This is a genomic window from Prevotella sp. S7-1-8, from assembly GCF_000758925.1.
GTDB lineage: Bacteria > Bacteroidota > Bacteroidia > Bacteroidales > Bacteroidaceae > Prevotella.
In genome coordinates, this window is the sequence record NZ_JRNC01000031.1 from 44,042 (window position 1) to 67,108 (window position 23,067).

Genomic DNA, 23,067 nt, shown 5'->3' on the forward strand with positions numbered 1-23,067 from the left:
TATGACGGCATGGCAACTGTCTTGAAATACAAATGCGCCAGTTGTGGTTACACCACTGATGTGTACAAAGGGCGCGGATTCATGGGGCAACACATTGTCATGGTGAGCTGCCCCGATTGCCACACCATACAGCCATTGGTTGTAGGAGGGGTCATCGGCGACTCGGCCCCATCGTTCAGCGGCTTGACGGGCAGGCTGTGCCTGCGATGTGGCAGCGACCGCATCGCGGAATGGGACATGCGCGCCTGCCCTCAATGCGGCGCACGAATGGCAGCCACTGGAGACAGCTCTTTTTGGACATAAAGCTGCGATCCTCAAGCCCTGCCTGACGCATTGTTTTTCGATGACAATATCAAGGAAAAAACAACATGGCCAAAAAAAAACAAGAATTGTTTGCAAATTACGATTTTATACTTACTTTTGCAGCAAATACACAGTAACAATATGAAAGACAAGAAAGCCGTAACACTGAAGACGTTGAATAAAAGCAACGTATGGTCCATACAAGAAAGCGACGTGTTTCGCATGTGGGAAGCCGCTGAGCGTGATGCCGACCTGAAAGACAACATGCGTCGTTACACAGACATCATTCGGAGTGCGTTTGAGCTTGAAGAGGTGAAGATAGATAAGCCAGAGGTCATCAAGAAATACGAGGAGCGCGGATTTAAAATCGGTACGACACGGGTGAACGACAACAACAAACAAAAAATAGCCATTAAAAAACGTCCCATCATGCGCGTGACCGATTTGACGTATGAAAACATACACCATATCTCCGCGTCAAAACTGATCGAAGTACTTGGCCGCAACTTTGGCGGCGGATGGGAATCGCTATCCCAAAGCGCCAAAGACATTATCATGGCAGGATTTGACATCTCAACCAACACGCTACCACAAGACAGGCTTCACAAAGCCGGTGGTCTCTATGAGAAAAAAATAAAAGACGGCTACGAAGTACTCGAAATTCCCAAGGGCACATGGGCGGAGGCCATCTTTGCCAAGGAAAAACCAGAAATAGAGGTCAGACAAGCCAAGCCTGCCATAAAAATAGACCTTGACGAGGAGGAAGAAGAAGAGCTACTGCCAGAAGAAGAAAACAACGAAGAGGAGGAAGAAGACGACTTTGACGAGGACAAGCTCACCGAGGAGAGCTATCGAACCACCTACGACACCGATCCCAACGACTTGGAATACGAAGCCGAAGAGATAAGCGACGACACTGATTTCTGACCTACGGGCCACAAAGAGAAACCAACAATATAGATTATACACACCACCATTCATCCCTCCCAAACATGTTTTGAGAGGGATTTTCTATTTTGCGAGCCCATGTTAACACACATCCCGGGCGCACAATCAAATGTCAACCAGCATGATATCGATCATCAAACAGGCCATGCGACGCAAGCATGGAAAAGGTAAATAATTCATTGAAAAAAAATGACATAAAGCCTCTTGTGCTTAACATGTTTGCAAACGACAAAACGTTTGCTTGCAAATACGCGAGCTTTGAGCGTTTTTCATAACATTCTGGAAATAAACTTTTTACGCCGAAAAAAGCTTGTTTTTGCGGCAAATAACTTTCCTTTCGTCTCGCCATTAGATATTAATCAGCGGGCGACAAAGCCGTAATGGCAATCCCACTAAAGCCTAAACGGCGCGCCATTGCACCCTAAACGGCGCGCCAATAGGTATCAATCGCCTCAAGACGCTAAAGCAAAGGGATAAAAAAAACAAGGAAATCGGTCTGTCGGCACATTTTTGCTCTGTAGATTGACAGTAACTACCGACCTAAAATCTTGACGGTTTATTTGACACTTGCCATGATTTAGCAATCTTTCTTGTACAACAAAGGCGAGACTGGCCATCAGGCCGGATAGCCCCCAAAACATCTGGTAAGTCTGGGCGTCGTTGTCATACCATACACGTGGGCATGGCTGCCTATAAAACAAAAACGTAGATCAAGGAATGGTACAACTGACATGCAAATATATATAGCAACAGCAAGGGCATGAGCTGTGAGCCTGCCGAGCAAAGACACTGTCCCACATCATACAATCCTCGAAGCCTGCCACTGAGCATACCATAAGACACAGATACCGTGACGAGCATAAAAGCGATAGTAGGTATCAACCCTGCCGAGAAGCTGCCAGGGAACAATTCGCCCGTGACACTCAGCAACACAGCATGCGGCAAGAGCGTGAGCAACATGACCACAACCACCTCCATCACAAACAACAAGCCACAACCACGAAGCGCAAAGCGTTGACGGGAGGTGATATGGGACGAACGCTCGTAGACAACAGACCTCAAAGCCTGCCATAACCCACTCGCCGACAAGCCACCCCACGCTATAAAAATGACGATAAGGCTGACCAATGACGGTCCGGAGAGATTGCCTACAAACTCTCCAAAAAGCCACCTGGCACCACCCGAACTAATGAGCGAACGCATGGAGGCGTCAGGCATGGCCGCCGTAAGCAACCACGACAAAAAGACAAGCGCCACCTGTAGCAAAGCAAGCGCCAGTGACAAGACATAGATGGCAGAACGTATCTTTCGCCCTCTGCCCGGAGATGTAACAGCGTTGTCATTTTCCATGCGTTTCAATGTGATTTTTTAATGTCAGCGGTTGTGAGGCAAAAGTAACAAATGCCACATCAATTTTCATCAGGACAAAGATTGTCCACATCAAGTATTCGGAGTTCCAACGCTCTCACCACAAGCCGAGTGGCGTTGACGCCAACGCTTCCTTTGCCCTCGGGAAAAAGTTTTTGGCTCAACTCGTTTTGTCGTTTTTCCAAACTCTTCACGCCAAAAGGCATGCCTCGCAGATTGGTAATTTGCTCCTTGGTGTAGCCCAAAGCCAAATGACGGAGAAAACGTTCGTCGTACTCGTCTATCTCATAATCCACAAGAGCCTCTTGTCTCATCAATTCCTTATTGACGCTACGTTTGAACCTCCCCACTATTTTTTCAAGTATGGGTTGGTTGAACACCAACCGCTTGCCCTCCATCACATTGGCCACATCGCCACGAGTGAGCATCTCTCCAGTCTTGAGGATGATGCCATCGCAACCCGCGTCGAGCGCGTCGCCCCAAAGCTTCTCGTTGAGTATCTCACCCGTGAAAATGAGAATTTTAACCTCCGGATGGGCTTCCTTGGTGTAGCGGCACAGCTCCACGCCCACTGTCGTGGAGCCGCTCAATCCCAAATCGAGCAACACCAAGTCGGGCAGTTGTTGCTTGAGCAGCTTGATATAGCTCTGCTCGTTGTCCGCCGTGCCAATGATATGGGCCTCGGGTATGTCATTTTCAATAATTCCAACGGTACCTTTAAGTTCCAAAGGCACATCTTCGACTATGATCACGTTAAAATCTTTCATAACTATAATCGTTCGTTTAATCTTGTTTGTTATCAGCGTTGGTCATGGCTGCTATTTTTGTTGGCGCAGGCGCAAATCGCTTGGGCATCACTATGGTGAGTTTGACATATCCCTGCGGTGTGAGCGATGGGTTGATGCCGCAACGCCTGAGATTGGTTTGCTCGCCCATCTCGCGCGTAATTTGTTGGCAAACCAAAAATTTCAGGTCTATGGTATAGGGCGTGAACAGCCCATGGCACTGGTTCGCGTCCAATCTCAAAAGACTCATTAGCGCATCCATGACAACATATTTTTCATCGGCCTCACACTGCGACACCATTGGCATTTCGCCATGATTGGCATCTCTCAACAGTTCAAAAAGGAAATCCACTACGTCCGCATCTATTCTCAATGGTGTAATTTGGTTCACCGCCTGCAACGAGAGGATATGGTAAAGCTCATGGTAATAGTTCACCAATTGTTCTATGCCATGAAGATTATCGTCTGTGCCATTGACAAGATGGCGTATGCGCGCGGGATAGTACATGGTTTCATGCTTCAATGTGGACAGGCAATTATCCAACACACTGTTAGACACATGCAAGCGGTCGTTGTCCATCTCCAATCGTCTCAAGTTGTCCTCGGCCCATTCCATAGAGGTCTCTCGCTTGGACGTCTCATCGATAGAGAGCCTCAACGCCTGCCGAATACGGTTGACAATGGCATCTATATTTTCTTGTTGTTCTATGGAAATGGAGTATTTTTTAAAATCGTTTAACCGTTCTATCCCATGCAGTTTTTCCGTGTCTGGCATGTCGGACAGCAACAATTGATTCATAGCGTTGACACGGTCTATGCAGAAACGGTAATTGAGCCTGAAGCGATAATAGAGAAAATAATAAGCTGGGAAAATGACAGCGAGGAGCGACAGCAACAGTATGACAGCCACATTTTTGTTGGTCTCGCTCTTTTGCATGTTTCGCACATAGGCTGGCAACAAACCGTCGGCGCTGGCCTCGCGAAAGAGTTGGGTGTAGATACGATTGTTTTTTTGATACACATCCCATTGGTGCAGGGCCAAAGCGGCCACTGCCGTCTCGTTACTAATGTCAAGGGTGAGCGCTGTATCCGTTGGCTCTAAATAGTGGTGGCAGCTGTCGGCGTAGCGCATGGTCTCGGCATAGGTGCCTTTGATGTTAGAGAAGTAAGCGCTATCGGCAAAGCGCGCGGCTTTCATGTTCGCGCCGCGAGCTGCCGCGATACGCTCGGCTGAGGTCATGGCAGAGGTGGCTCTATAGGGATTGCCCTTAGGCTGGGCCATGATTTGAGCCGCGCCCCAATGCGCGCCAGCCAACAACAACAATGTCAAGGCGCGTCTCACCACACCCTTGGGCAGCCGAAATGCCAGGCGCGTTCCCCTGCCAACCTCGCTCTCGGCATAGATGGAGCACACTTTGAATATTCTACTGATTTTCTTGTATTTCTCAATGATGCCATTGCAGTTTTTCAAACCAAAGCCATGACCGCCCGTATAGGTCCGGTCAAAAATATGTCCAAGTTGGTCTTCGGCCATGCCCCGACCGTTATCCTCAACGCTTATTTCCACATAATCGTCGGTTTCCACGCTGCTCACCCGCACCTTTCCGCCCTCCGGCGTGTATTTGCGGGCATTGTCGGCGATGGTATTGATCATGAAGAGCGTCAGCGTCTTGTCCGCCTTGACCACGCTATCCGTAGGCTCTACCTCAAGATCAATTCCTTTCATCTTGAAATTCATGTCGCCATGACTAACAATATCAAAAAGTGACTGCAGCTCGAAGCTCTCTATTTTGAGTCCTATTTCTCCTTGACGCATTTGTATCCATTGGGTCAGCACATCATTGTAATCATTGATACTGTCGGTCAACTCTGCAATGTACTGATAGCGTCGCTGTCTCACGTATGGAGATTCGTCGCGTGTTTTCAGCCGTTTCACCTCGTTTTTCATACGGTCTATCAGTGGCGTCACGGTGTTGGCCAATTGTATCTTGGCGCGCTGCTCAATGTTCAGGCGTTTGTTTTGACGCAAATGCTGTGACAAGACGTAGGTTTGCTCGCGAAGCCGGTCGTACCGTTCGTTCACGCGCTCCACACGCGTCTCGTTGCGTTTACGCCATTGGGTGAGGGGCTCAAGCAATGAGTCCAGCGAAAAACGAGCGTCGCCGCGACGTCGCATCACATCAAACGCCACGAGCAACACGCTCACCAAGATGATCATAAAGATTACCGCGGCGAGCATCATATTGAGTTGTGACGACGACTTGTCAAGTTGGGCGGCTCGCGCCTCCAACTGCCTGTCTTGCCGAGTTTGCTCCTGCGTGTCGAGGTATAGGTTGCGGTTGCGGTCACTGTTCACCTTGTCATCCATAGCAGAATAAACCAAACAGAGCTGCTCTCGTATGGAAGCCACAAGATCTGGAGCTTGATTGATGGCGGTGTCGCTCTCCAACGCCCTGCGCAAACATGCCAAAGCCGACTGATAATCCTTGATGCGCCAAAAGCACTCGGCAAGCGTTCTGTTGACGCCGGCTATCTGGTACACGTCTCCATAAGCCTGCAACATGTCGTGGGCGCGCTGCGCCAAATTGCCGGCCAAAAGGCTATCGGGCATCCTGTCGATGTTGATATACTTCATGGCAGGCAGGTTGTCGCGGATGAGCATGGCTCTCGTGCGTGGATTTTGCAGACGCTCGCTCATGCCTTGCATGGCTTGGGCTTCCCAGTATGGATAATCATACTCGCGCGACAAGAGATAACAGCGCATGAGATAATCAAACTCTTTTTGCGCCACATCTTTCTTGTTATCGGCTTTCACAATGCCACCGGCGCCGACGTTATACCAATAAGACAACTGTTGTGCCATGTCTTGCTGTATGCTACCGTTAGGATCGATTTCGGCAAGCGCGTTGACAGATTCTTGTATTAAACCTACATAATAGAAATAAGTAGACGCCACAATGCTAAATTCTGACCTCGCATAAATAAGCCTTCTTGCGTAATGGGGCGAGAGCTGGTCCGACTCGTCGTCTATTCTGCGAAGCCTGCGCATGGCGCTTTCCCTATAAATGTAGAAGTCCTTGTTGCGCGACTGGCGCTGGCAGAGCCTCATCATCTGTATGTCGGCCACAAGAAGCTCCACTTGATTGTTAGTTTGGGCAAGCACTTTCCGCAACAAAGTGGCAGCCTTGGCATATTGCATGCGCGCCAAGCACACAAAAGCCAGATTGTTAAGAGCCTCCGCTCCGTCCACGCCCAAACTGTCAGAGAGGCGCAAACTCTTGCGAGCGTAAAACTCCGTGGAATCTAAATTTCGGTAATGAAAGGCGTAGGAAAGCTCGTTAAGCCGGTCTATCCGAACATCAGCCCTGTGGCCACAGCCCGAAACCAAGATAACCAAGAAGAAGGTTATCAATAACAATATTGGCTTATATCTACGCAATGTACCCACGGTAATAAAACAAAAGCAAGGTCACACATTAAAAAAGAGCGCTCAAAACGCATGCCTTCTTTAATCCGTGACCAAGTCATAAGTTTTCTATCAGGCGCGAGCCGCCTTGATATATCCAAGCGCTTCCTTGCACTTTTCTGTGATAGCGTTCCAGTTGCCAGCCGCCACGACATCCTTGGGGAACAACTTGGAGCCCATGCCCACGCATAGCACGCCGGCCTTGAACCACTCCGTGAGATTTTCCTTGTCGGGCGACACCGCGCCGGTTACCATGATATTAGACCAGCGCAACGGCCCGAGCACGTTCTTTACGAATGATGGTCCGCCTACGTTGCCAGCCGGAAACACTTTCGTTACATCGCAGCCCAAAGCCTGCGCGTCGCTTATTTCGGTCACGCTGCCGCATCCGGGGGAATATGGAACGAGCCTGCGATTGCACACAGGGGCTATCTCCGGAACAAAGTTTGGGCCTACGATAAAATTAGATCCCAACTGTATATAGAGCGCGGCGGTAGGCGCGTCAACCACCGTGCCAGCGCCAAGTATGAGCTCGGGGCACTCTTTGTCGGCCCATTTCACGAGCTCTCCAAAGATCTCATGCGCGAAATCGCCTCGATTGGTGAACTCAAACACGCGCACGCCGCCATCGTAACACGCCTTGATAACATGCTTACAGATATTTATATCCTTGTTGAAAAACACGGGGATCATACCGGTTTCTCCCATGGCTTCTATCACTTGTACCTTGTTAAACTTTGCCATTGTCTTTTTTTTTAAATAGATTCATGTAGTGTTCTTATCGCTGCACGCGACCATTGGCGTTGCCGCCAGCCAAGCTTTCCACCTCCTCGACGCTCACTTGGTTGAAATCTCCGGGTATGGTATGCTTCAAGGCGGATGCCGCCACGGCAAACTCAAGGGCCTCGCCCTGTGTCTTTTTGGTCAACAATCCATGGATAAGGCCCCCCGAGAAAGAGTCGCCGCCACCCACGCGGTCTATGATTGGCTCGATATCATAACGCTTGCTCTCATAAAAATCGTTGCCATCGTAGATTAGAGCCTTCCATCCATTGCGCGAGGCGGAAAACGATTCGCGTAGTGTAGACACCACGTATTTGAAACCAAACTCTTTCATCATTCCCTTGAAAATATTGTAATAGCCAGCGGCATCAGTTTTTCCGCCCTCCACGTCAGCGTCAGGTTTGAAACCCAAGCACATCTGCGCGTCCTCCTCATTGCCTATGCACACGTCGACATATTGCATCAGCGAGCGCATCACGGAGATGGCCTTTTCCGAAGTCCAGAGTTTTTTGCGGTAGTTCAAGTCTACCGACACCGTCGCGCCATGACGTTTGGCAGCCTCGCAAGCGAGCTTGGTTATTCCCGCCGCTTTGTCCGAAATGGCTGGCGTGATGCCGCTCCAGTGAAACCAATCAGCTCCCTCCATGATAGCGTCAAAGTCGAAATCAGACGCGTCGGCATCGGCCATGGCGCTGTGAGCGCGGTCATATATCACCTTGGAAGGGCGCATGGCGGCGCCAGTCTCCGCGTAATAAAGCCCCACGCGATCCCCACCGCGAGCTATATACCGCGTATTCACGCCATATCTACGCAGCGCGTTCACCGCGACCTGCCCAATCTCATGCTTCGGCAACTTGCTCACGAAATAAGCGTCATGCCCATAATTGGCCACGCTCACGGCCACATTGGCCTCGCCTCCACCCGGAATGACACGAAAATGCCCTGCTTGAACAAAACGATCGTTACCCTCTGGTGACAGACGAAGCATAATTTCACCTAATGTTACAATTTTAGCCATGTTTTTTTACTTTAATTCTTTAATAATTGTTGTTTAGAGATTAATTCCCAAGTACTGTTTACAAAAATAAAAAATAAAATCCAATTAAGCCCCACAAAAAAACAAAAACATTTTTTTTTCATTAAATAATGGGGCTGTATTTATAATCATTTCAACATTTATTACTATTTTTGCACGTATATATTGCATATATATTATGGAAGACAAGATTAGAATAAAGGACATCGCCAAGTGCGCCGGCGTATCTGTAGGAACCGTGGATCGAGTGTTGCATAATCGCCCCAATGTATCTCCCAAAGCAAGGATAAAAGTAGAAAAGGCACTGAAAGACATGGACTATCAACCCAACATGTACGCCTCCGCCTTAGCTTACAACCGTTCTTACAATTTTCAAATTATTATTCCCCAACATGAGCAGGTGGCTTATTGGGAGGAAATAGAGGAAGGGGTCAAAATGGCACAAGAGACTTACCGGGACTTTCATGTCATGGCTCACATCATTTATTATGAGCGTTTTGACAACGCTTCTTTCTTGAAAGCCACACAAGAATGCCTTGCCTCCAAACCTGATGGCGTGGTCGTCGTGCCCACCGGATTGAATGTCACACGGGAATTTACCGATCAATTGCACCAATTGGGCATTCCGTTTATCATGCTCGACTCTTATTTACCCGACCTCAAGCCGCTGTCTTTCTATGGCCAAGACTCTTTCTCGAGCGGATACTTCGCAGCCCGGATGCTCATGCTCATAGCTCAAGACGAAAACGAAATCATGATCCTCAAGTTCACCAAGAACGGCCATGTGGTAAGCAAGCAACAAGAAAACCGCGAAGTTGGGTTTAGACATTTCATGCACGAGCACTTCCCAAACGTAACAATCCACGATTTAGAACTGCCCATCGATCAATCCAGACTGTTCTACGACAACATGTTGGAGAAATTTTTCACTAACTATCCCAATGTTCACCAATGTATCACCATGGGGTCAAAAGCGCATGTCATGGGCACTTTTTTGCTGCGTACCAATCGCAGAGACGTGCAAATCATGGGGTATGACATGGTAGGGCGCAACGCCGATTGCCTTCGACAAGGCAGCATCTCGTTTCTCATCGCACAGCACGCATACCAGCAAGGCTATTGCTGCGTCACCACTCTATTCAAGGCTATCGTACTGAAAAAGAAAGTTCAACCCGTGAACTACATGCCCATCGAGTTGCTCTCACAAGAGAATGTGGATTTCTACCAGCGCACACAGCTCTAAACATGCCCTGAAAAGGCCACGGCAAAGATAACCATAGAAAATAACACAGACACACGAAATGTAAACACGACACGCCGAGGGCTTGGCCCATACTTGCCAAGCGCGGGTCACCGCTCAGCTTTGTCATCCCACCGCTATAGCCATCTCCGCCTCTCTCGCGACATGGACGGGCAACCCTAAAAAACATTTGGGATCATGGATATCATCACTCGCAACTTTTTCAGACTGCTTCGTTCTGGCGCCCTCAACGAGTACGAGCAATTGGAGCCAATGTCCAATTTTAAATGGGACCGCCTCGACCGCATGGTACGCGCGCAGCATGTGGAGGCTCCCGCGCAAAAAGGGGTGCGAAACCACCAATTCGACGCCATGATGAATATTCCCAAACGTCTTGTCCGGGACGACATGGACACATCTGACGAAGAAAACAACGCCAGCCTCAGCAATCGCATACTGAACCATCGCCTGCGTAAAATCATAGAGGCGGAGCGCCACGCCATCGACACCAACATGGCTTCGATAGAGGTGCTCAATATCATCGTGGCCAACATTTCGGGCATGCTCAACAAGGGAATGATGCTCAGTGGCATCATCCGTTTGGGCAGCTACCTGCGCAACAAGGGCGACAAGGTGGATTTCGTCAAGCTGGAAACATGGCTCGGCAAGCTGCACATTCGGCGCATGGCACAACTGCAAGGCAGCATGCTCATGGCCGTATTCAATTTTGACCAAGACGAGATACCATTTGTCACACGGGAGGAACCCGCCGCTTACAAATTAGTGTTGCGCTCCGTGTCGCACACCGCCATTGACACCGCGGAGGAGTGGCACTTCAGGCAAAGCCGCTCGGGATTTGTGCAAAACAATTCCACCTTGTTGCGCCGAAACCTGCGCCGAAGTCTACGCTACATAGCATACGCCCCTCTCGAGACAGTGAGCAACTACCTGCACAACTTTGCACGCTCATTGCAAGAAATAGAAGAATAGTGTCTAAAAGTATGGCAAAGACTATGGCCGACAATCGTTTTTGTCAATAATTCATCACGAAAAAAGACGCTTGGAAAACCATCCTCACAGAGCGCGGCTTGTTTTTTCTCCAACTGTCCGCACACTTTTTAGAGCCATAAACCCAGAGCCAGCAAGTCCATTTTAACCTTCGCCCTGACGATTAAGGCCTTTTGGCAACATGTTTAAGCCCTGAACGTACCGCGTTCACGGCTCAATCGCGTCGCCTTGAGGCATTAATCGCGTCGCGATAAAGGCCCAATCGGGGCGCGGAGAAATTCCGACGAAAACGTCACAACTCCAAAAACGCCGTAAAATTCCATTTATCAGCAATTTGCGAAACATGCCCATTTTTGGCGTATTTCAAACAAAAGGTGTCGCATTCTCAAATTCGTCAAGCATAAGAAGGGTTTTGTAAAGTTTTTTATCCATAGCGATACTGCGTCATCACACAACGCTTTTTTGTCATGCCAACAACCATGTTTCGCGATTGGCACACATCATACACCATAGGTTTTTGGAGCCAACGCAAACAAAAAATATAATAATAACCGATCGTGTCACGTTATCTATGAAGATGAAAAGAAGCCCCCTTTATATATTAACGCTTTTTTTGGCAACGACGTTGCTCATGGCATGCGGCGCCGAGAGAAACATCAAGCGCGCCGAGAGACACTTGGCTCTTGGAGAATACTATGGCGCAGCCAACGAGCTCAAGCAAGCGTACCGAAAAACCGAAGCCAAAAACAGAGACCAGCGAGGGCGTATCGCCAAGGAAATGGCCTACTGCTATGACAAGGGATTGCAAACAGCCAAGGGCATCGCGGCATACCGAAACGCCATACGCTACAACCAAGCCGACGCCAACGACCACTTGCGATTGGGACGGCTGCTATTAAAAAACGGCAGCTACAAGGAGGCGAAAGACGAATTCAAATTGGTTTTGGACTCTCTTCCGGCAAACGCCTTGGCCAAGGCCGGAATGGCATCGTGCGCAAACGCTCCCCTTGCCAAGCAATCGGGCAGCAGGTACACGGTGAAAAAAGCGGACGTCTTCAACTCACGAAAAGCCGACTATTCGCCCATGTTGGCAGGCGACAACTTTGACCAGCTCTATTTCACCTCCACGCGCAACGAGGCGACAGGCAGTGAGCTTAGTGACATAACGGGCGCCAAGCCGGCGGACATTTTTGTCTCCGAGAAAGACGAAAACGGCAAATGGGGTAAGCCAAGGCCAGTGGACGGCGGCCTGAACACTGTTTTTGACGAGGGGGCCACCTGCCTCTCCACGGACGGGAGGGAGATGTTTCTCACCCAATGCGCCACAGACCCCAAATATCCACGATACGCCCAAATCGTGAAATCAAATCGCTCTGACGCCGCATGGAGCAAAGCCACCGAGGTGAGGCTCACCAACGACACGCTCTCAAGCTACGCCCACCCAGCCATCTCGCCCGATGGGCAATGGCTCTATTTTGTATCGGACATGCCGGGAGGCAAGGGCGGTTTGGATATTTGGCGAGTGCGCATAACGCCCACCGGCTATGGGGGCGTGGAAAATTTAGGGACGCCAGTCAACACCGAGGGCAACGAGATGTTTCCCACTTTCAGGCCAAACGGCGACCTGTACTTCTCCAGCGACGGACATCCGGGCATGGGAGGCTTGGACGTTTTCATAGCCAAGGTGGGCAAAGACCATCGCTATCACTTGTCACACCCAGGGTATCCGCTCAACTCGCAGGGCGACGATTTCGGCCTAACCTTCGAGGGCGTGTATAACCGGGGCTACTTCTGCTCAAACCGAAATGACGGCCGCGGCTGGGACCACATCTACTCTTTTGAGAACCCGGAGATTGTGCAAACTGTCAAAGGGTGGGTATACGAGATGGACGGCTACGAGCTGCCAGCCGCCCAAGTGTACGTGGTGGGAAACGATGGCACCAACGAGCGACTGAGCGTGCGCGGCGATGGGTCGTTCACAAAGATACTGGACGAGGGTGTCACATACTTGTTTTTGGCCACCTGCAAAGGTTTTCTAAATCACGAAGAGGAAGTGACGGCATTGGCCAATCCCAAAGAATCGCGAGAAACCACGTTGCAGTTTGCCTTGGCCAACATCTCCGCGCCGACGTTGATAGACAATATTTTCTATGATTTCGACAAGGCTACATTGCGCGACTCCTCAAAGATGGCATTGGACAAGCTGGTGCGATTGCTCAACGAAAACCCCAACATTACGATCGAATTGAGCGCACACGCCGACTACAAAGGGGCGGCCGCATACAACAAAAGATTGTCGCAAAAACGAGCCGAGGCGGTGGTGGCGTATCTCATAGGCCATGGCATCGCGGCCGACAGGCTCACCCCCAAGGGCTACGGAAAAGAGAGACCGAAAACCATCAAGAAAAAATTGACGGAGAAATTGACATGGCTAAAAGAGGGCGACGTGCTTACGGAGGCGTTTATCAAAGCCATTAAAGATAAGAAAAAACAAGAAATTTGCAATCAGCTGAACAGACGCACGGAGTTCAGCGTGCTACGCACTACATACGGCATGTTCGACAAGAATGGAAAATTGAAAAATCCACCCAAGCCGAAAGAAAACGCGAAAGAAAAAGAGGGACTTTACGAAAACGACGCGAACGTCATCGTTGAGTGACGCTAACATTATAAAATCCCACCAACGCCAACAAGGCCATCGTAGCCCATAGCCACACGAGCGAGAACAAGCTCAGATGGATAGAAGCGACATACCCAATGACGTCGCCCACAAAATTAGACGCGATGGCACGCAGGTCACCCAACCCATTAAACACAATGAACAACGCCACGCCTACCATAAGGCAGAAGATAGACCATGCCGCGTTTACACGTTTAGCGCGCAAGGGCAACCTGCGCATGACTTTGTGAGAAAAGCCATCGTCTGGAATGTCTCGCTTGAACGAGCTGAAAAACTGCTCCAAGAGTTGGTCGTCGGTTTTTATTTCATTATCATTTCTCATTGAGGTAATATATAATCTTTTTTGCCATAAATATTTAAACGATCTCGCACATCACCCATACCCATTGGCACGGAGAAAATTCGCCATTTTCTTCTTGCCTCTCGCCAAATGGCTTTTAACCGTGTTTTCCGGTATCTCGGTTATCGCTGAGATTTTGTCGATAGGTTGTCCCTCCATGAGCTGGAGAGTGATGCAGACACGCTCGGAATGGTTGAGCAAACGCAACGCCTCGTAGATGTCCATCCGAAGGTTGCTGTCTATCCGTTCTGAGCATTTGCCCCTGACGGCGGTCGTCTCAAGATCGAGCGTGGACTTGCGACCGCGCACATGGTCATAGAACACATTGTAGGCTATGCGGAAAAGCCACGTAAGGAAAGAGGACTTGCCTTGGAACTGGTCTATATGCGTATAAGCTTTGACAAACGTGTCTTGGGCAAGGTCGTCGCTCAACTGACTGTCGCCGAGAGTCTGCGACAAAAGGAACCGCCGCACGGGCGACTGGTATTCACGCATCAACTTGCCGAAAGCGCGTTGATCATGAAAGACAGTCACCTGTTGGACCAAACTGATTTCCTCCGCGCGGTTCACTTACTTGGATGTTTTACTGATAACCACTTGTCCTACACCCCAACACACGATCAGCGCGCCCACTCCCATGAGAACTCCCGCTCCCCAGATGGCGAACATGAGAAACAGCCCCGCGCCAATGGCAATATTCTTGATGCCTCGTTTGCGATAATCTTCAGGTGTCTCGTTCACCATCGGTTTCACCTCCTCGGGTATGGGGCGTCCAGTTTCCATCGCTTTCTCAACCAAGGCAACACGGGAATTGTGGCGATTGATGAAGTATCTGATTACCAAAAACAAGATTATTAATGGCGCAAGCACGAAGATCAATCCAATCAGCATGGCGAAAATAATGATAACAACGGTACCGAAACCCAACGTTCCTGTCAACAGTTCCTTGACAAATTTGTCTGGACCGGAGACGTCATCAATGTCATGGCCCATGGCCGAAGCGGTGTAAGTGCTGTCCTCGTCACCTGCCAACGTGGCGGAGGTGGTGTCCGAATAGGCCTCCATACGATCGTGCCTGGCAGAGTCCGCGAGTTCCACTTGTGGATGATGGCGATGCCGTGGTTTCACCCCGGAGGCGTTGACGCTAAGGGAGAAGACCATTATTAAAGTTAAAACAATCTGTTTCATTTGCGCTTGTTTATTTATATTATTCTGACCGTAAGACGAAACGGCCGCGTGAATAGTTGCAAAGTAACAGAAAAAAAACTATTTTTGCAAAACGAAATACGTTTACCATGACTTTACCCAAGGATTTCGAGACCTATACACGCGCGCTGATGGGCGACGAGCTTTATGACACGCTATGTCGCGGTTTGGCATCCGAGCCTCCCGTCAGCATACGTCTAAACCCATTCAAGACCATGACACACAAGGGTATGGCAACCGCCATGGTGGAGAATTGTGAGGCCACGCGTGTGGGGTGGAACGCTGATGGGATGTACCTGCCGCGCCGCCCCAACTTCACGTTCGATCCCTTGTTCCACGCAGGGCTGTACTATGTGCAGGAGGCTTCGTCCATGTTCGTGGGGCATGTGTTGCGACAATTGGTGGACAAGCCTGTGGCAATGCTCGACCTATGCGCCGCCCCGGGGGGAAAGACCACGGCTGCGAGGGCGGCCCTGCCGGAGGGAAGCGTGCTCGTGGCCAATGAGCCGGTAAAGGCGCGGGCGTCCATCTTGTTGGAGAACATGCTGAAATTTGGGCACCAAGACGTGATGGTGACCAACAATTACCCAAGGGATTACAAACAAAGCGGATTAAAATTTGACGTTGTTCTCACAGATGTGCCTTGCTCTGGCGAGGGTATGTTCAGAAAGGATGAGGGCGCGATAGCCGAATGGAGCGTTGAAAACGTGGATAAATGCCGCAACCTTCAACGTTCCATCGTGCAGGATATTTGGCCCTGCCTGAACGAGGGTGGCTTGCTCATCTACTCTACCTGCACGTTCAACACGCGCGAAAACGAGGAAAACGCGGAATGGATAGCCAAGACGCTCGGCGCCGACTGGATCGAGATAGAAACCGCCCCGGAGTGGAACATCGCCGGGGCGATAGGATGCCCCGAGCCGATGTACAGGTTCATCCCCGGCAAAACAAAAGGCGAGGGACTGTTTGTGGCAGCGCTGAGAAAACATGGCGAGCGTTCTGCCACTTTGGAAATCCCAGAAAAAGGCAACGGGAAAAACTCGCACAAAAACAAACGTGACAAAAGAACAGGGCCTCCAAGACGAGCGGCTGAAAGTTTGGCCGGCAAATGGATAGTGGGCGACTTTGCCACCATGGAGAGCAACGAGGGGCTCGTGGCCATCCCCAATCGATGGTTGGCACTATACGACCATGCCATGAAAACGCTTCGTGTGCTTCACGCCGGCGTGACATTGGGAAAGCGAAAAGGCCATGATATTATTCCAGACATATCCCTTGCGCTTTCCACAAAACTCAATAACGAAGCCTTCGCAAGTGTTGAGACCGACTGGGCCACAACCGTCAGGTTCTTGAGAAAAGAGAGCATAACACTTCCCCCAAGCGCGCCACGAGGTTTTGTCCTCATTAAATTTAAAGGACATCCCATCGGATTTGTCAAAAACATAGGCACGCGAGCCAACAATCTTTACCCTCAGGAATGGAAGATTAAGACCTCGCACATACCCGAGACACCCATACAAGTATTGCCCATAGAAATCTCCCGAAGTCGCCAATATGAAGATTAGCGTTATCGTGGCAATGGCCATCAACCGTGCTATTGGTTATGAGAACCACTTACCCTGGCACATACCGGAAGACCTTCGGCGCTTCAAGGCACTCACGTTGGGTCACGCTGTCATAATGGGAAGAAAGACGTTTGAATCGCTTCCCTGCGGAGCGCTTCCGCAAAGAAGGAATATCGTGATCAGCTCCACCAAGCGACATTTAGATGGATGCGAGGTGTATCCCTCTGTAGAAAAGGCCATTGAGGCTTGCGAAGATGAGCCGAAGGTGTTTGTCATAGGCGGCGAGAGCGTTTACAGACAATTCCTTCCGATGGCCGACCACATTTATCTCACCTTAGTCGAATGTCGTCCCAACAAGGCAGACTCTTTCTTTCCGGAGATAGATATGGCTAAATGGCAAGAAATAAAAAAGGAAAAACACGACGGTTTTTCCTTTATTGAGTATGAGGCTATATAACAGTCTGCGCACTAATCCTCACCATCAACTTCATTGTCGTCTTCCTCATCGTTTCCCGGCATGGGCAACTGCCGGTCTATGACGGCATTAAAACTCACGATAGTCTCACTTCGCGACAAACCCAACGGCTGCAATTTGTCGTGAATAATATTCAACATGTCATGATTGTTCTTGGCGTATATCTTGATGAACATATCGTAACCGCCCGTTGTATAATGACATTCGGTAACCTCTGGTATCTGCCGAAGCTTCTCGACCACATCGTCAAAACTCGATGGATCCTTAAGGAACAAGCCCACGTAAGCGCAAGTCTCATACCCTATTTTCTCAGGATTGATGATAAACTCAGAGCCTTTCAACACTCCCAACGCCGTGAGTTTCTGAATACGTTGGTGTATCGCCGCACCACTAACATTACACGAGCGCGCTACCTCCAAGAACGGAACGCGAGCATCTGCAGCTATAAGTCTTAAAATTTTTCTATCTAACGAATCTAAATTGTGACGTGCCATATTGTATCTTCATTTTTCCCCAAAGTTACAAAAAAAATGGAAAAATCATGTCTGTTTAGTACTTTTTAATTATAAAATGTTATAGAAATTAACTATTTTCGCAATCAAAAACGTTCCGCTTATAGCTTCCACAGCGATAAACAACGCAATTATTCTTTTCTTTTGTCAGCCGAATAGGTTACGTGCGTGGCCTTGGCCTTTCTCAAAGCTTGCTTTACATCGGTTATAATTCCCATGCGCGTGTCGCGATCCGCCTTAATGGCGACGGTCATTATCTCGCGGTCTTCCGGAAGCATTCGAGCCTGGTCAGCTGACACATAGTCCGCGACATCGTCAGCATTGACAAACCTGTCATTTATCTGAATATAGGTTTTACCGTCTTTCGCCAACTTTGTCCCCACTGCCGGTCGGCCTATATATATATAGGTGACAGCCGTCTTCTTGGTCAAACGCGTAAGCTCCGTACCCTGCGGCAACCTGTATTGAACCTTGACTGCCACCTTTTGCATGTGCGTGACAATCATAAAAAAGAAAAGAACCGTAAATATCAGATCTGGCAAGGAGGCCGTGTTGAGCCCCGGCACCTGTCGGTCACGGTGGCGAAACATGCTCATGGCTCGCCTCCTTCCTGCTTGTCCGCGACATGATTGGGCATCGTTCCATTGTACTGCTCGGCTATACGTTGCGGACATTGGGCCATTATCACATCTCGTTGCTTGGGCAAAAGCGCGTCAAAGTCTTTTTTGAAAATCCTTTTGGCCACACTGTTTCGCCAGTTCTTATAGGCTGTCACCAACTCGTTTTGCAATTGAAAATAGGCATCATAACTTGCCTCCGGGGCCACGTCTATTTTGATAAGATGCCTTTTCCCCATCCTTTTGACAAAACCCTCCACGCACATTCGCAACTTGTTGACAGGCAAAACGCGCCCATCAACAAACAGTTTGCCGTTTTCGTCAATACGCAAAACCATCATCGTACCTTTAGCGACAAACGACTCTTGCCGCTCTTGTTTGTCCGCCGGCGGCAACTGTCGAGACAGCCCCTTGTCCATACCCATATTAGTGGTGACAAGAAAGAAGATCAACAACATAAAGGAAATGTCAGCCGTTGAGGTCGTGTTGAGCTCTGGAACGCTATGTCGACGACGGTAAAATCTCATTTCTTTCGAATGTATTTTGTAGAGCCGTAGACCACCATCGCGACAGCTATCACCATTAAAACCAATGATGTGTAGATGAACATGTCAGAGACTTTCAACCAAAAAAAAGTGGTATAACGAGTGCCGTTAATCAGCATTTCCGTGGAGGATCCAACAAGGAAACTTAACGCGAGCAATACCATCACGCCAAAAAACACGCCGTAACCTATTCTCTTGATTGGTATGTTGTTGTCGTAGGAGTCACTCTTTCCCCTAACTTTCAAAGTACGAAAAACCGTCCATGCAACCATGCCGACAGTTCCAATGACCAGCAAATATATCCATCCGATGAGCGCGTTGGTAAATAAAGGAGCGTTGAAGTTTGGGTTTTCATCGAATGGACGACTATAGCCTACAAACCAAAGCAACGCATAAATCAAGACGCTCAAAGCCACAAGCGTATAAAAGACGCTCATGGACAGCCTCTCGACAGGCCATCTTTTCCAATTTTTAATATTGCCCATCATTCGTTTTTCAACTTGTATTTCATCACAGAGTCAAGCAGACTAATGGCAGACTCTTCCATCTGCGATGTTAAATGCTCTATCTTTGACAGGATATAGTTATAAAAAATCATCAACACGAGCGCCACGATAATTCCAAAAATAGTCGTGATCAATGCCACTTTCATGCCAGAAGCCACGATTGTCGGACTGATGTCACCAGCCATTTGAATTTGGTCGAAAGCCATCACCATACCAATAACCGTACCCAAAAAACCCAACGATGGAGCCATGGCGATGAACAAAGTGATCCACGAGCAACCCTTTTCAAGGTTCGCGCTCTGCACCGATCCATAGCTTGTGACAGACCGCTCTATGTTGTCAATACTCTCATCCAATCGTTCCAATCCTTGGTAACATATCGAAGCGACTGGCCCCCGGGTTTCGCGGCACTGCTTTTTTGCCCCCTCTATGTCGCCAAGCATTATCTTGTCATCCAAGTCCGCCATAAACTTCTTGGCGTTAATCTCCGACAAACTCAGATAAATGATACGCTCTATGCAAAACGCCAAACCTAACACCAACGCCAAAGCGACCAAGGACATAAAGCCCGCGTTACCCTCTATAAATTTTGTTTTCAAAGCCTTGTGAAAGCCGACTTGTTCCACAGAACCTTCCAAGGCACTGTCATCGCCATGCGATTCGCCACCAAGCATCTGAGTAACAGTCGCACTATCAAGCTCGTCAGACGCATCTGACGTAGCCTTCGCGGTCGAATCCACATCCGTTGGGGTGGTCATAGGCCGGCCATGCTTGCCGAAAGCCGCATTTTGGCCATACGAATTGCCAAGACAAAAAAACAGAATAAAGGAAAATACGAGACGCACAAACAAAACTTTCATCTCTTAACGCGATTAAATCTACAACAAGTATAAAACCTATCCAGCGGAGAGACGGGGATTCGAACCCCGGAAACGGTTTCGCCGTTTACACGCTTTCCAGGCGTGCCTCTTCAGCCACTCGAGCATCTCTCCTTCTGAATAATAGAAAGCGCAATCGTTAATTGCGAGTGCAAAAGTATTACATTTTGCCCGATTTACGAAGTCGCACCATGTAATTTTAAGCTTCTTTAAAGATTAATTCCAAACACACGGCGCACATTGTCATTAGTGATCTTGGCCAAATTGCTTGTTGAAACTCCATAACTTTGGGCCAACACCTCCAACACCTCTTTCAAGAACGCGCTTTCGTTGCGTTTTCCACGATGTGGCACCGGAGCCATATAGGGGCTGTCTGTCTCTAAAACGATACGCTCCAAAGGCACCGCGGTGGGCAGGTCCTCACGCAAATGGCTGCTCTTGAACGTAGACACGCCGCCTATCCCAAGGCAAAAATTGTCAATGCGCAAGAAGTCTTCCGCCTCCTTGGCATTACCCGTGAAACAATGGAACACGCCACCACGCAACACCTTGGCGTATGGTTTCAACACATGCAACATCTCATTTTGTGCCTTGCGGCAATGTATCATCAAAGGCAATTGGTATTCCACAGCCCATCTCACCTGCTCCTCGAAGGCCGCGAGTTGTTCTTTCTCAAACTCCCTTGACCAATAAAAGTCCAACCCACACTCGCCCACCGCGATATATCTCAGAGGTGTCGACGCCTCCTCGCGAAGGTTGTCCTCAAGCGCGTTGCGCATATCGGCAAGCACATCCGCCCAATCGGAGCCCACCTCCTCAGGCTGCAAGCCTATCATCGGAAAGCAATAACCGGGATAATGGCTACACACCGTCCGCACGGACATAATAGATTGACGATTGATAGCTGGCAAAAATATCGCGCCCACACGAGCCGCTTTGGCCCGCTCAATGACTTCGGGCAAGTCATCTTTAAACTCCTCGCCATCAAGATGGGCGTGCGTGTCCACGTATTTTGGTATCTCTTGCATCCTAATATTTCCTTTCAACCATTGCCTCCGCGTATGCGCGCAACTCGCGCTTGCGGTCATCCGCCACTGTCACAGCGTCGAGGTAACGCTTGCTTCGCTCAAAATAATAGTGTATTTTCTGGCGAGCCAGCTCGTCTATCCCTATCTCGTTATATAAGGTTGTCATCGCCTTGACCTTCTCGTCGCGGTCAAAACGCTCCATGCCAACCCATTTGGCCAGCTCCTTGCGCTGCGTGTCATTGGCGCGATTAAAGGCATTTATAAGCATGTATGTCTTCTTGTTTGACACGATATCCCCCCCGATGGCCTTGCCAAAAACCTTGCTGTCGCCATACACGTCAAGGTAGTCGTCTTGCAATTGGAACGCCAGGCCTATCTGCTCGCCAAATTTATAGAGATTGTCGGCATCACGTTCGGGCGCCTCCGCGAGCGCGGCCCCCATCTTGAGAGCGCATGCCAAGAGCACGCTTGTCTTGAGACGGATCATCTCTATGTACTCTTCCTCGCTCACGTCATTGCGTGTCTCAAAATCAATGTCATACTGCTGCCCCTCGCCTATCTCCAAGGCGGTCTCCGTAAAAATGTCCAAAACCAGTTTGAGCTTGTCCTCGGCGCAATTGGCGATGCGCTGAAAAGCCAACACGAGCATAGAGTCTCCCGACAGGATGGCTTGGTTGTCGTTCCATTTTTTATGCACAGTCTCATGCCCTCTGCGCAGGTCGGCGTTGTCCATGAGATCATCGTGCAAGAGCGTGTAATTGTGATAGGTTTCCAAGCCTACGGCCTGCGACAGTATCTTTTCGGGATCGTCCCTGAAGAGATTGTATCCCAACAGCATCAAAGTGGGCCTGATGCGCTTGCCACCCATCGAGAGCACATAGTTCACGGGAGCGTAGAGCGTGCCGGGCTTCCTGTCTACAGACAGTTGCTCAATATACTCGTTCACCCATCGCAGTATTTTTTCAGCGGATTGAATCATGGCTATTTTCTTTGTTGTTTATATTCGAAAATTTGTGTTTACAATTTGAAATTGATGGGTATGGCCACCATCGTGCGGCACAGCTTGTTGCCATTGCGGCCAGGTTTCCACGCTGGCATCATCTTGATGACACGCAGAGCCTCGCCGTCTATCAACGGATTGACAGGCTTGTCTATCTTGGGATTGGCGATGGTTCCGTCTTTGTTCACGATGAACGTGACCACAACCCTACCCTCTATTTTCTGCTGTTGCGCGGCGGAAGGGTAACGTAAGTTACGCGTGAGCCATTTCATAAACTCCACCATGCCCCCCGGAAACTCGGGCAACTGCTCCACCACGCGCGACACGTCGTCGCCATTGTCCACGTCCGTCTGTGGCAACGCCTGTGTCACTTCTGCCTCGTCAATCGCCCCGGACCCATCGCCATCCACCGCAAGAGGCGTAGAGGCGGCCACGTTTGGCGCGGTCTCTACAGGCGTCGAAGTCTCTTTCACGTTCTCCGTGATGGCTTTCCGCGGCGGCGGCGGCGCGGCGGATATCATGTCATGGGTATTCATGGCAGGTAACAGTTCCATGTCTTCCGCCAAATTATCAAGCATATTGTCCGCGTCATCATAATTGGCCGGACGAGTGGAAAACTCCAAACCAGCAAGCGTCAAGGCCAAAGCCACCGTCAGGCCGAGCAGAAATCCTCCCACGCGGTATCGTTCCAAATCGGCCGATTCTACTTTCTTGGTTTCCATGTTACAATAATCTTTGCCCGATAACGTTTAATTATCAAAATGCTTTGCAAATTTAA

Annotated in this window: 23 protein-coding genes and 1 tRNA gene; 7 read left to right on the forward strand and 17 right to left on the reverse strand. The window is 49.4% G+C overall.

The window, feature by feature from the left end:
• Positions 1 to 9: 9 nt before the first annotated feature.
• On the forward strand, positions 10 to 303 hold the full coding sequence (locus tag HMPREF1640_RS04630; protein ID WP_036892829.1) for a hypothetical protein: 294 nt from the start codon (positions 10 to 12) through the stop codon (positions 301 to 303).
• Between the two features lie 141 nt (positions 304 to 444).
• Positions 445 to 1,230, forward strand: coding sequence for a hypothetical protein (locus HMPREF1640_RS04635; RefSeq protein WP_036892830.1), 786 nt, complete (start codon positions 445 to 447; stop codon positions 1,228 to 1,230).
• Positions 1,231 to 1,941: 711 nt separating this feature from the next.
• Here HMPREF1640_RS04635 and HMPREF1640_RS04645 read toward each other — a convergent pair.
• From HMPREF1640_RS04645 to HMPREF1640_RS04665, 5 genes are all read right to left on the reverse strand, one after another.
• Complete coding sequence (locus HMPREF1640_RS04645) at positions 1,942 to 2,601, reverse strand: AbgT family transporter (RefSeq protein ID WP_052051708.1); 660 nt, start codon at positions 2,599 to 2,601, stop codon at positions 1,942 to 1,944.
• Positions 2,602 to 2,660: 59 nt separating this feature from the next.
• Positions 2,661 to 3,386 (reverse strand): DUF5932 domain-containing protein, encoded by a 726-nt coding sequence (locus HMPREF1640_RS04650; protein WP_036892832.1) that lies wholly within the window; start codon positions 3,384 to 3,386, stop codon positions 2,661 to 2,663.
• Positions 3,387 to 3,402: 16 nt separating this feature from the next.
• Positions 3,403 to 6,852 (reverse strand): DUF5112 domain-containing protein, encoded by a 3,450-nt coding sequence (locus HMPREF1640_RS04655; RefSeq protein ID WP_081935277.1) that lies wholly within the window; start codon positions 6,850 to 6,852, stop codon positions 3,403 to 3,405.
• 90 nt (positions 6,853 to 6,942) lie between these two features.
• Positions 6,943 to 7,614, reverse strand: a complete 672-nt coding sequence (locus tag HMPREF1640_RS04660; protein ID WP_036892833.1) for a bifunctional 4-hydroxy-2-oxoglutarate aldolase/2-dehydro-3-deoxy-phosphogluconate aldolase — start codon at positions 7,612 to 7,614, stop codon at positions 6,943 to 6,945.
• A gap of 34 nt (positions 7,615 to 7,648) precedes the next feature.
• Entirely contained in the window at positions 7,649 to 8,671 is a 1,023-nt protein-coding gene (locus HMPREF1640_RS04665) for a sugar kinase (RefSeq protein WP_036892835.1), read from the reverse strand.
• Positions 8,672 to 8,867: 196 nt separating this feature from the next.
• On the opposite strand from HMPREF1640_RS04665, the gene HMPREF1640_RS04670 reads away from it, so the two are divergent.
• From HMPREF1640_RS04670 to HMPREF1640_RS04680, 3 genes are all read left to right on the forward strand, one after another.
• On the forward strand, positions 8,868 to 9,932 hold the full coding sequence (locus HMPREF1640_RS04670) for a substrate-binding domain-containing protein (RefSeq protein ID WP_036892837.1): 1,065 nt from the start codon (positions 8,868 to 8,870) through the stop codon (positions 9,930 to 9,932).
• Positions 9,933 to 10,127: 195 nt separating this feature from the next.
• Positions 10,128 to 10,919 carry a hypothetical protein gene (locus tag HMPREF1640_RS04675; RefSeq protein ID WP_036892838.1) on the forward strand — a complete coding sequence of 264 codons (792 nt, stop codon included), beginning with the start codon at positions 10,128 to 10,130 and terminating at the stop codon, positions 10,917 to 10,919.
• A gap of 595 nt (positions 10,920 to 11,514) precedes the next feature.
• Positions 11,515 to 13,596 carry an OmpA family protein gene (locus HMPREF1640_RS04680; RefSeq protein ID WP_369699821.1) on the forward strand — a complete coding sequence of 694 codons (2,082 nt, stop codon included), beginning with the start codon at positions 11,515 to 11,517 and terminating at the stop codon, positions 13,594 to 13,596.
• Here the strand turns inward: HMPREF1640_RS04680 and HMPREF1640_RS04685 are convergent.
• The 3 genes from HMPREF1640_RS04685 to HMPREF1640_RS04695 are packed head-to-tail and all read right to left on the reverse strand — an operon-like array spanning position 13,583 to position 15,145.
• Positions 13,583 to 13,939: a DUF5056 domain-containing protein gene (locus HMPREF1640_RS04685; RefSeq protein WP_036892839.1), complete on the reverse strand. Its 357-nt coding sequence runs from the start codon at positions 13,937 to 13,939 to the stop codon at positions 13,583 to 13,585. The two genes, HMPREF1640_RS04680 and HMPREF1640_RS04685, sit on opposite strands and share 14 nt — an antisense overlap.
• A gap of 51 nt (positions 13,940 to 13,990) precedes the next feature.
• Positions 13,991 to 14,527 (reverse strand): RNA polymerase sigma factor, encoded by a 537-nt coding sequence (locus tag HMPREF1640_RS04690; RefSeq protein ID WP_036892841.1) that lies wholly within the window; start codon positions 14,525 to 14,527, stop codon positions 13,991 to 13,993.
• Positions 14,528 to 15,145, reverse strand: a complete 618-nt coding sequence (locus tag HMPREF1640_RS04695) for a DUF6249 domain-containing protein (protein ID WP_036892842.1) — start codon at positions 15,143 to 15,145, stop codon at positions 14,528 to 14,530.
• Positions 15,146 to 15,252: 107 nt separating this feature from the next.
• On the opposite strand from HMPREF1640_RS04695, the gene HMPREF1640_RS04700 reads away from it, so the two are divergent.
• Positions 15,253 to 16,728 carry a hypothetical protein gene (locus HMPREF1640_RS04700; RefSeq protein ID WP_036892843.1) on the forward strand — a complete coding sequence of 492 codons (1,476 nt, stop codon included), beginning with the start codon at positions 15,253 to 15,255 and terminating at the stop codon, positions 16,726 to 16,728.
• On the forward strand, positions 16,718 to 17,185 hold the full coding sequence (locus HMPREF1640_RS04705) for a dihydrofolate reductase (protein WP_036892844.1): 468 nt from the start codon (positions 16,718 to 16,720) through the stop codon (positions 17,183 to 17,185). Before HMPREF1640_RS04700 ends, HMPREF1640_RS04705 begins: the two co-directional genes overlap by 11 nt.
• A gap of 11 nt (positions 17,186 to 17,196) precedes the next feature.
• Here HMPREF1640_RS04705 and HMPREF1640_RS04710 read toward each other — a convergent pair whose 3' ends face one another.
• The 9 genes from HMPREF1640_RS04710 to HMPREF1640_RS04750 form a co-directional block, all read right to left on the reverse strand.
• A complete protein-coding gene (locus HMPREF1640_RS04710; RefSeq protein WP_036892845.1) occupies positions 17,197 to 17,697 on the reverse strand; it encodes an Lrp/AsnC family transcriptional regulator in 501 nt (166 codons plus the stop codon).
• A gap of 149 nt (positions 17,698 to 17,846) precedes the next feature.
• Entirely contained in the window at positions 17,847 to 18,311 is a 465-nt protein-coding gene (locus tag HMPREF1640_RS04715; protein ID WP_036892847.1) for a biopolymer transporter ExbD, read from the reverse strand.
• Positions 18,308 to 18,859, reverse strand: coding sequence for a biopolymer transporter ExbD (locus HMPREF1640_RS04720; RefSeq protein ID WP_052051705.1), 552 nt, complete (start codon positions 18,857 to 18,859; stop codon positions 18,308 to 18,310). The genes HMPREF1640_RS04715 and HMPREF1640_RS04720 overlap by 4 nt, the downstream gene beginning before the upstream one ends.
• Complete coding sequence (locus HMPREF1640_RS04725; protein ID WP_052051706.1) at positions 18,856 to 19,365, reverse strand: hypothetical protein; 510 nt, start codon at positions 19,363 to 19,365, stop codon at positions 18,856 to 18,858. The genes HMPREF1640_RS04720 and HMPREF1640_RS04725 overlap by 4 nt, the downstream gene beginning before the upstream one ends.
• Positions 19,362 to 20,141 carry a MotA/TolQ/ExbB proton channel family protein gene (locus HMPREF1640_RS04730; RefSeq protein WP_369699822.1) on the reverse strand — a complete coding sequence of 260 codons (780 nt, stop codon included), beginning with the start codon at positions 20,139 to 20,141 and terminating at the stop codon, positions 19,362 to 19,364. The genes HMPREF1640_RS04725 and HMPREF1640_RS04730 overlap by 4 nt, the downstream gene beginning before the upstream one ends.
• 146 nt (positions 20,142 to 20,287) lie before the next feature.
• Positions 20,288 to 20,375, reverse strand: a tRNA-Ser gene (locus tag HMPREF1640_RS04735).
• A gap of 95 nt (positions 20,376 to 20,470) precedes the next feature.
• A complete protein-coding gene (locus HMPREF1640_RS04740) occupies positions 20,471 to 21,289 on the reverse strand; it encodes a TatD family hydrolase (RefSeq protein ID WP_036892849.1) in 819 nt (272 codons plus the stop codon).
• A gap of 1 nt (position 21,290) precedes the next feature.
• Positions 21,291 to 22,268: a polyprenyl synthetase family protein gene (locus HMPREF1640_RS04745; protein ID WP_036892851.1), complete on the reverse strand. Its 978-nt coding sequence runs from the start codon at positions 22,266 to 22,268 to the stop codon at positions 21,291 to 21,293.
• Positions 22,269 to 22,306: 38 nt separating this feature from the next.
• Complete coding sequence (locus HMPREF1640_RS04750; RefSeq protein WP_036892853.1) at positions 22,307 to 23,011, reverse strand: energy transducer TonB; 705 nt, start codon at positions 23,009 to 23,011, stop codon at positions 22,307 to 22,309.
• Positions 23,012 to 23,067 lie beyond the last annotated feature (56 nt).

Excerpts from the sequence above, each read along its gene's own strand:
- HMPREF1640_RS04630 (WP_036892829.1), top strand. The coding sequence starts at position 10 with ATGGCAACTGTCTTGAAATACAAATGCGCCAGTTGTGGTTACACCACT.
- HMPREF1640_RS04635 (WP_036892830.1), top strand. The coding sequence starts at position 445 with ATGAAAGACAAGAAAGCCGTAACACTGAAGACGTTGAATAAAAGCAAC.
- HMPREF1640_RS04645 (WP_052051708.1), bottom strand. The coding sequence starts at position 2,601 with ATGGAAAATGACAACGCTGTTACATCTCCGGGCAGAGGGCGAAAGATA.
- HMPREF1640_RS04650 (WP_036892832.1), bottom strand. The coding sequence starts at position 3,386 with ATGAAAGATTTTAACGTGATCATAGTCGAAGATGTGCCTTTGGAACTT.
- HMPREF1640_RS04660 (WP_036892833.1), bottom strand. The coding sequence starts at position 7,614 with ATGGCAAAGTTTAACAAGGTACAAGTGATAGAAGCCATGGGAGAAACC.
- HMPREF1640_RS04665 (WP_036892835.1), bottom strand. The coding sequence starts at position 8,671 with ATGGCTAAAATTGTAACATTAGGTGAAATTATGCTTCGTCTGTCACCA.
- HMPREF1640_RS04670 (WP_036892837.1), top strand. The coding sequence starts at position 8,868 with ATGGAAGACAAGATTAGAATAAAGGACATCGCCAAGTGCGCCGGCGTA.
- HMPREF1640_RS04675 (WP_036892838.1), top strand. The coding sequence starts at position 10,128 with ATGGATATCATCACTCGCAACTTTTTCAGACTGCTTCGTTCTGGCGCC.
- HMPREF1640_RS04680 (WP_369699821.1), top strand. The coding sequence starts at position 11,515 with ATGAAAAGAAGCCCCCTTTATATATTAACGCTTTTTTTGGCAACGACG.
- HMPREF1640_RS04685 (WP_036892839.1), bottom strand. The coding sequence starts at position 13,939 with ATGAGAAATGATAATGAAATAAAAACCGACGACCAACTCTTGGAGCAG.
- HMPREF1640_RS04695 (WP_036892842.1), bottom strand. The coding sequence starts at position 15,145 with ATGAAACAGATTGTTTTAACTTTAATAATGGTCTTCTCCCTTAGCGTC.
- HMPREF1640_RS04700 (WP_036892843.1), top strand. The coding sequence starts at position 15,253 with ATGACTTTACCCAAGGATTTCGAGACCTATACACGCGCGCTGATGGGC.
- HMPREF1640_RS04705 (WP_036892844.1), top strand. The coding sequence starts at position 16,718 with ATGAAGATTAGCGTTATCGTGGCAATGGCCATCAACCGTGCTATTGGT.
- HMPREF1640_RS04710 (WP_036892845.1), bottom strand. The coding sequence starts at position 17,697 with ATGGCACGTCACAATTTAGATTCGTTAGATAGAAAAATTTTAAGACTT.
- HMPREF1640_RS04715 (WP_036892847.1), bottom strand. The coding sequence starts at position 18,311 with ATGAGCATGTTTCGCCACCGTGACCGACAGGTGCCGGGGCTCAACACG.
- HMPREF1640_RS04720 (WP_052051705.1), bottom strand. The coding sequence starts at position 18,859 with ATGAGATTTTACCGTCGTCGACATAGCGTTCCAGAGCTCAACACGACC.
- HMPREF1640_RS04725 (WP_052051706.1), bottom strand. The coding sequence starts at position 19,365 with ATGATGGGCAATATTAAAAATTGGAAAAGATGGCCTGTCGAGAGGCTG.
- HMPREF1640_RS04730 (WP_369699822.1), bottom strand. The coding sequence starts at position 20,141 with ATGACCACCCCAACGGATGTGGATTCGACCGCGAAGGCTACGTCAGAT.
- HMPREF1640_RS04740 (WP_036892849.1), bottom strand. The coding sequence starts at position 21,289 with ATGCAAGAGATACCAAAATACGTGGACACGCACGCCCATCTTGATGGC.
- HMPREF1640_RS04745 (WP_036892851.1), bottom strand. The coding sequence starts at position 22,268 with ATGATTCAATCCGCTGAAAAAATACTGCGATGGGTGAACGAGTATATT.
- HMPREF1640_RS04750 (WP_036892853.1), bottom strand. The coding sequence starts at position 23,011 with ATGGAAACCAAGAAAGTAGAATCGGCCGATTTGGAACGATACCGCGTG.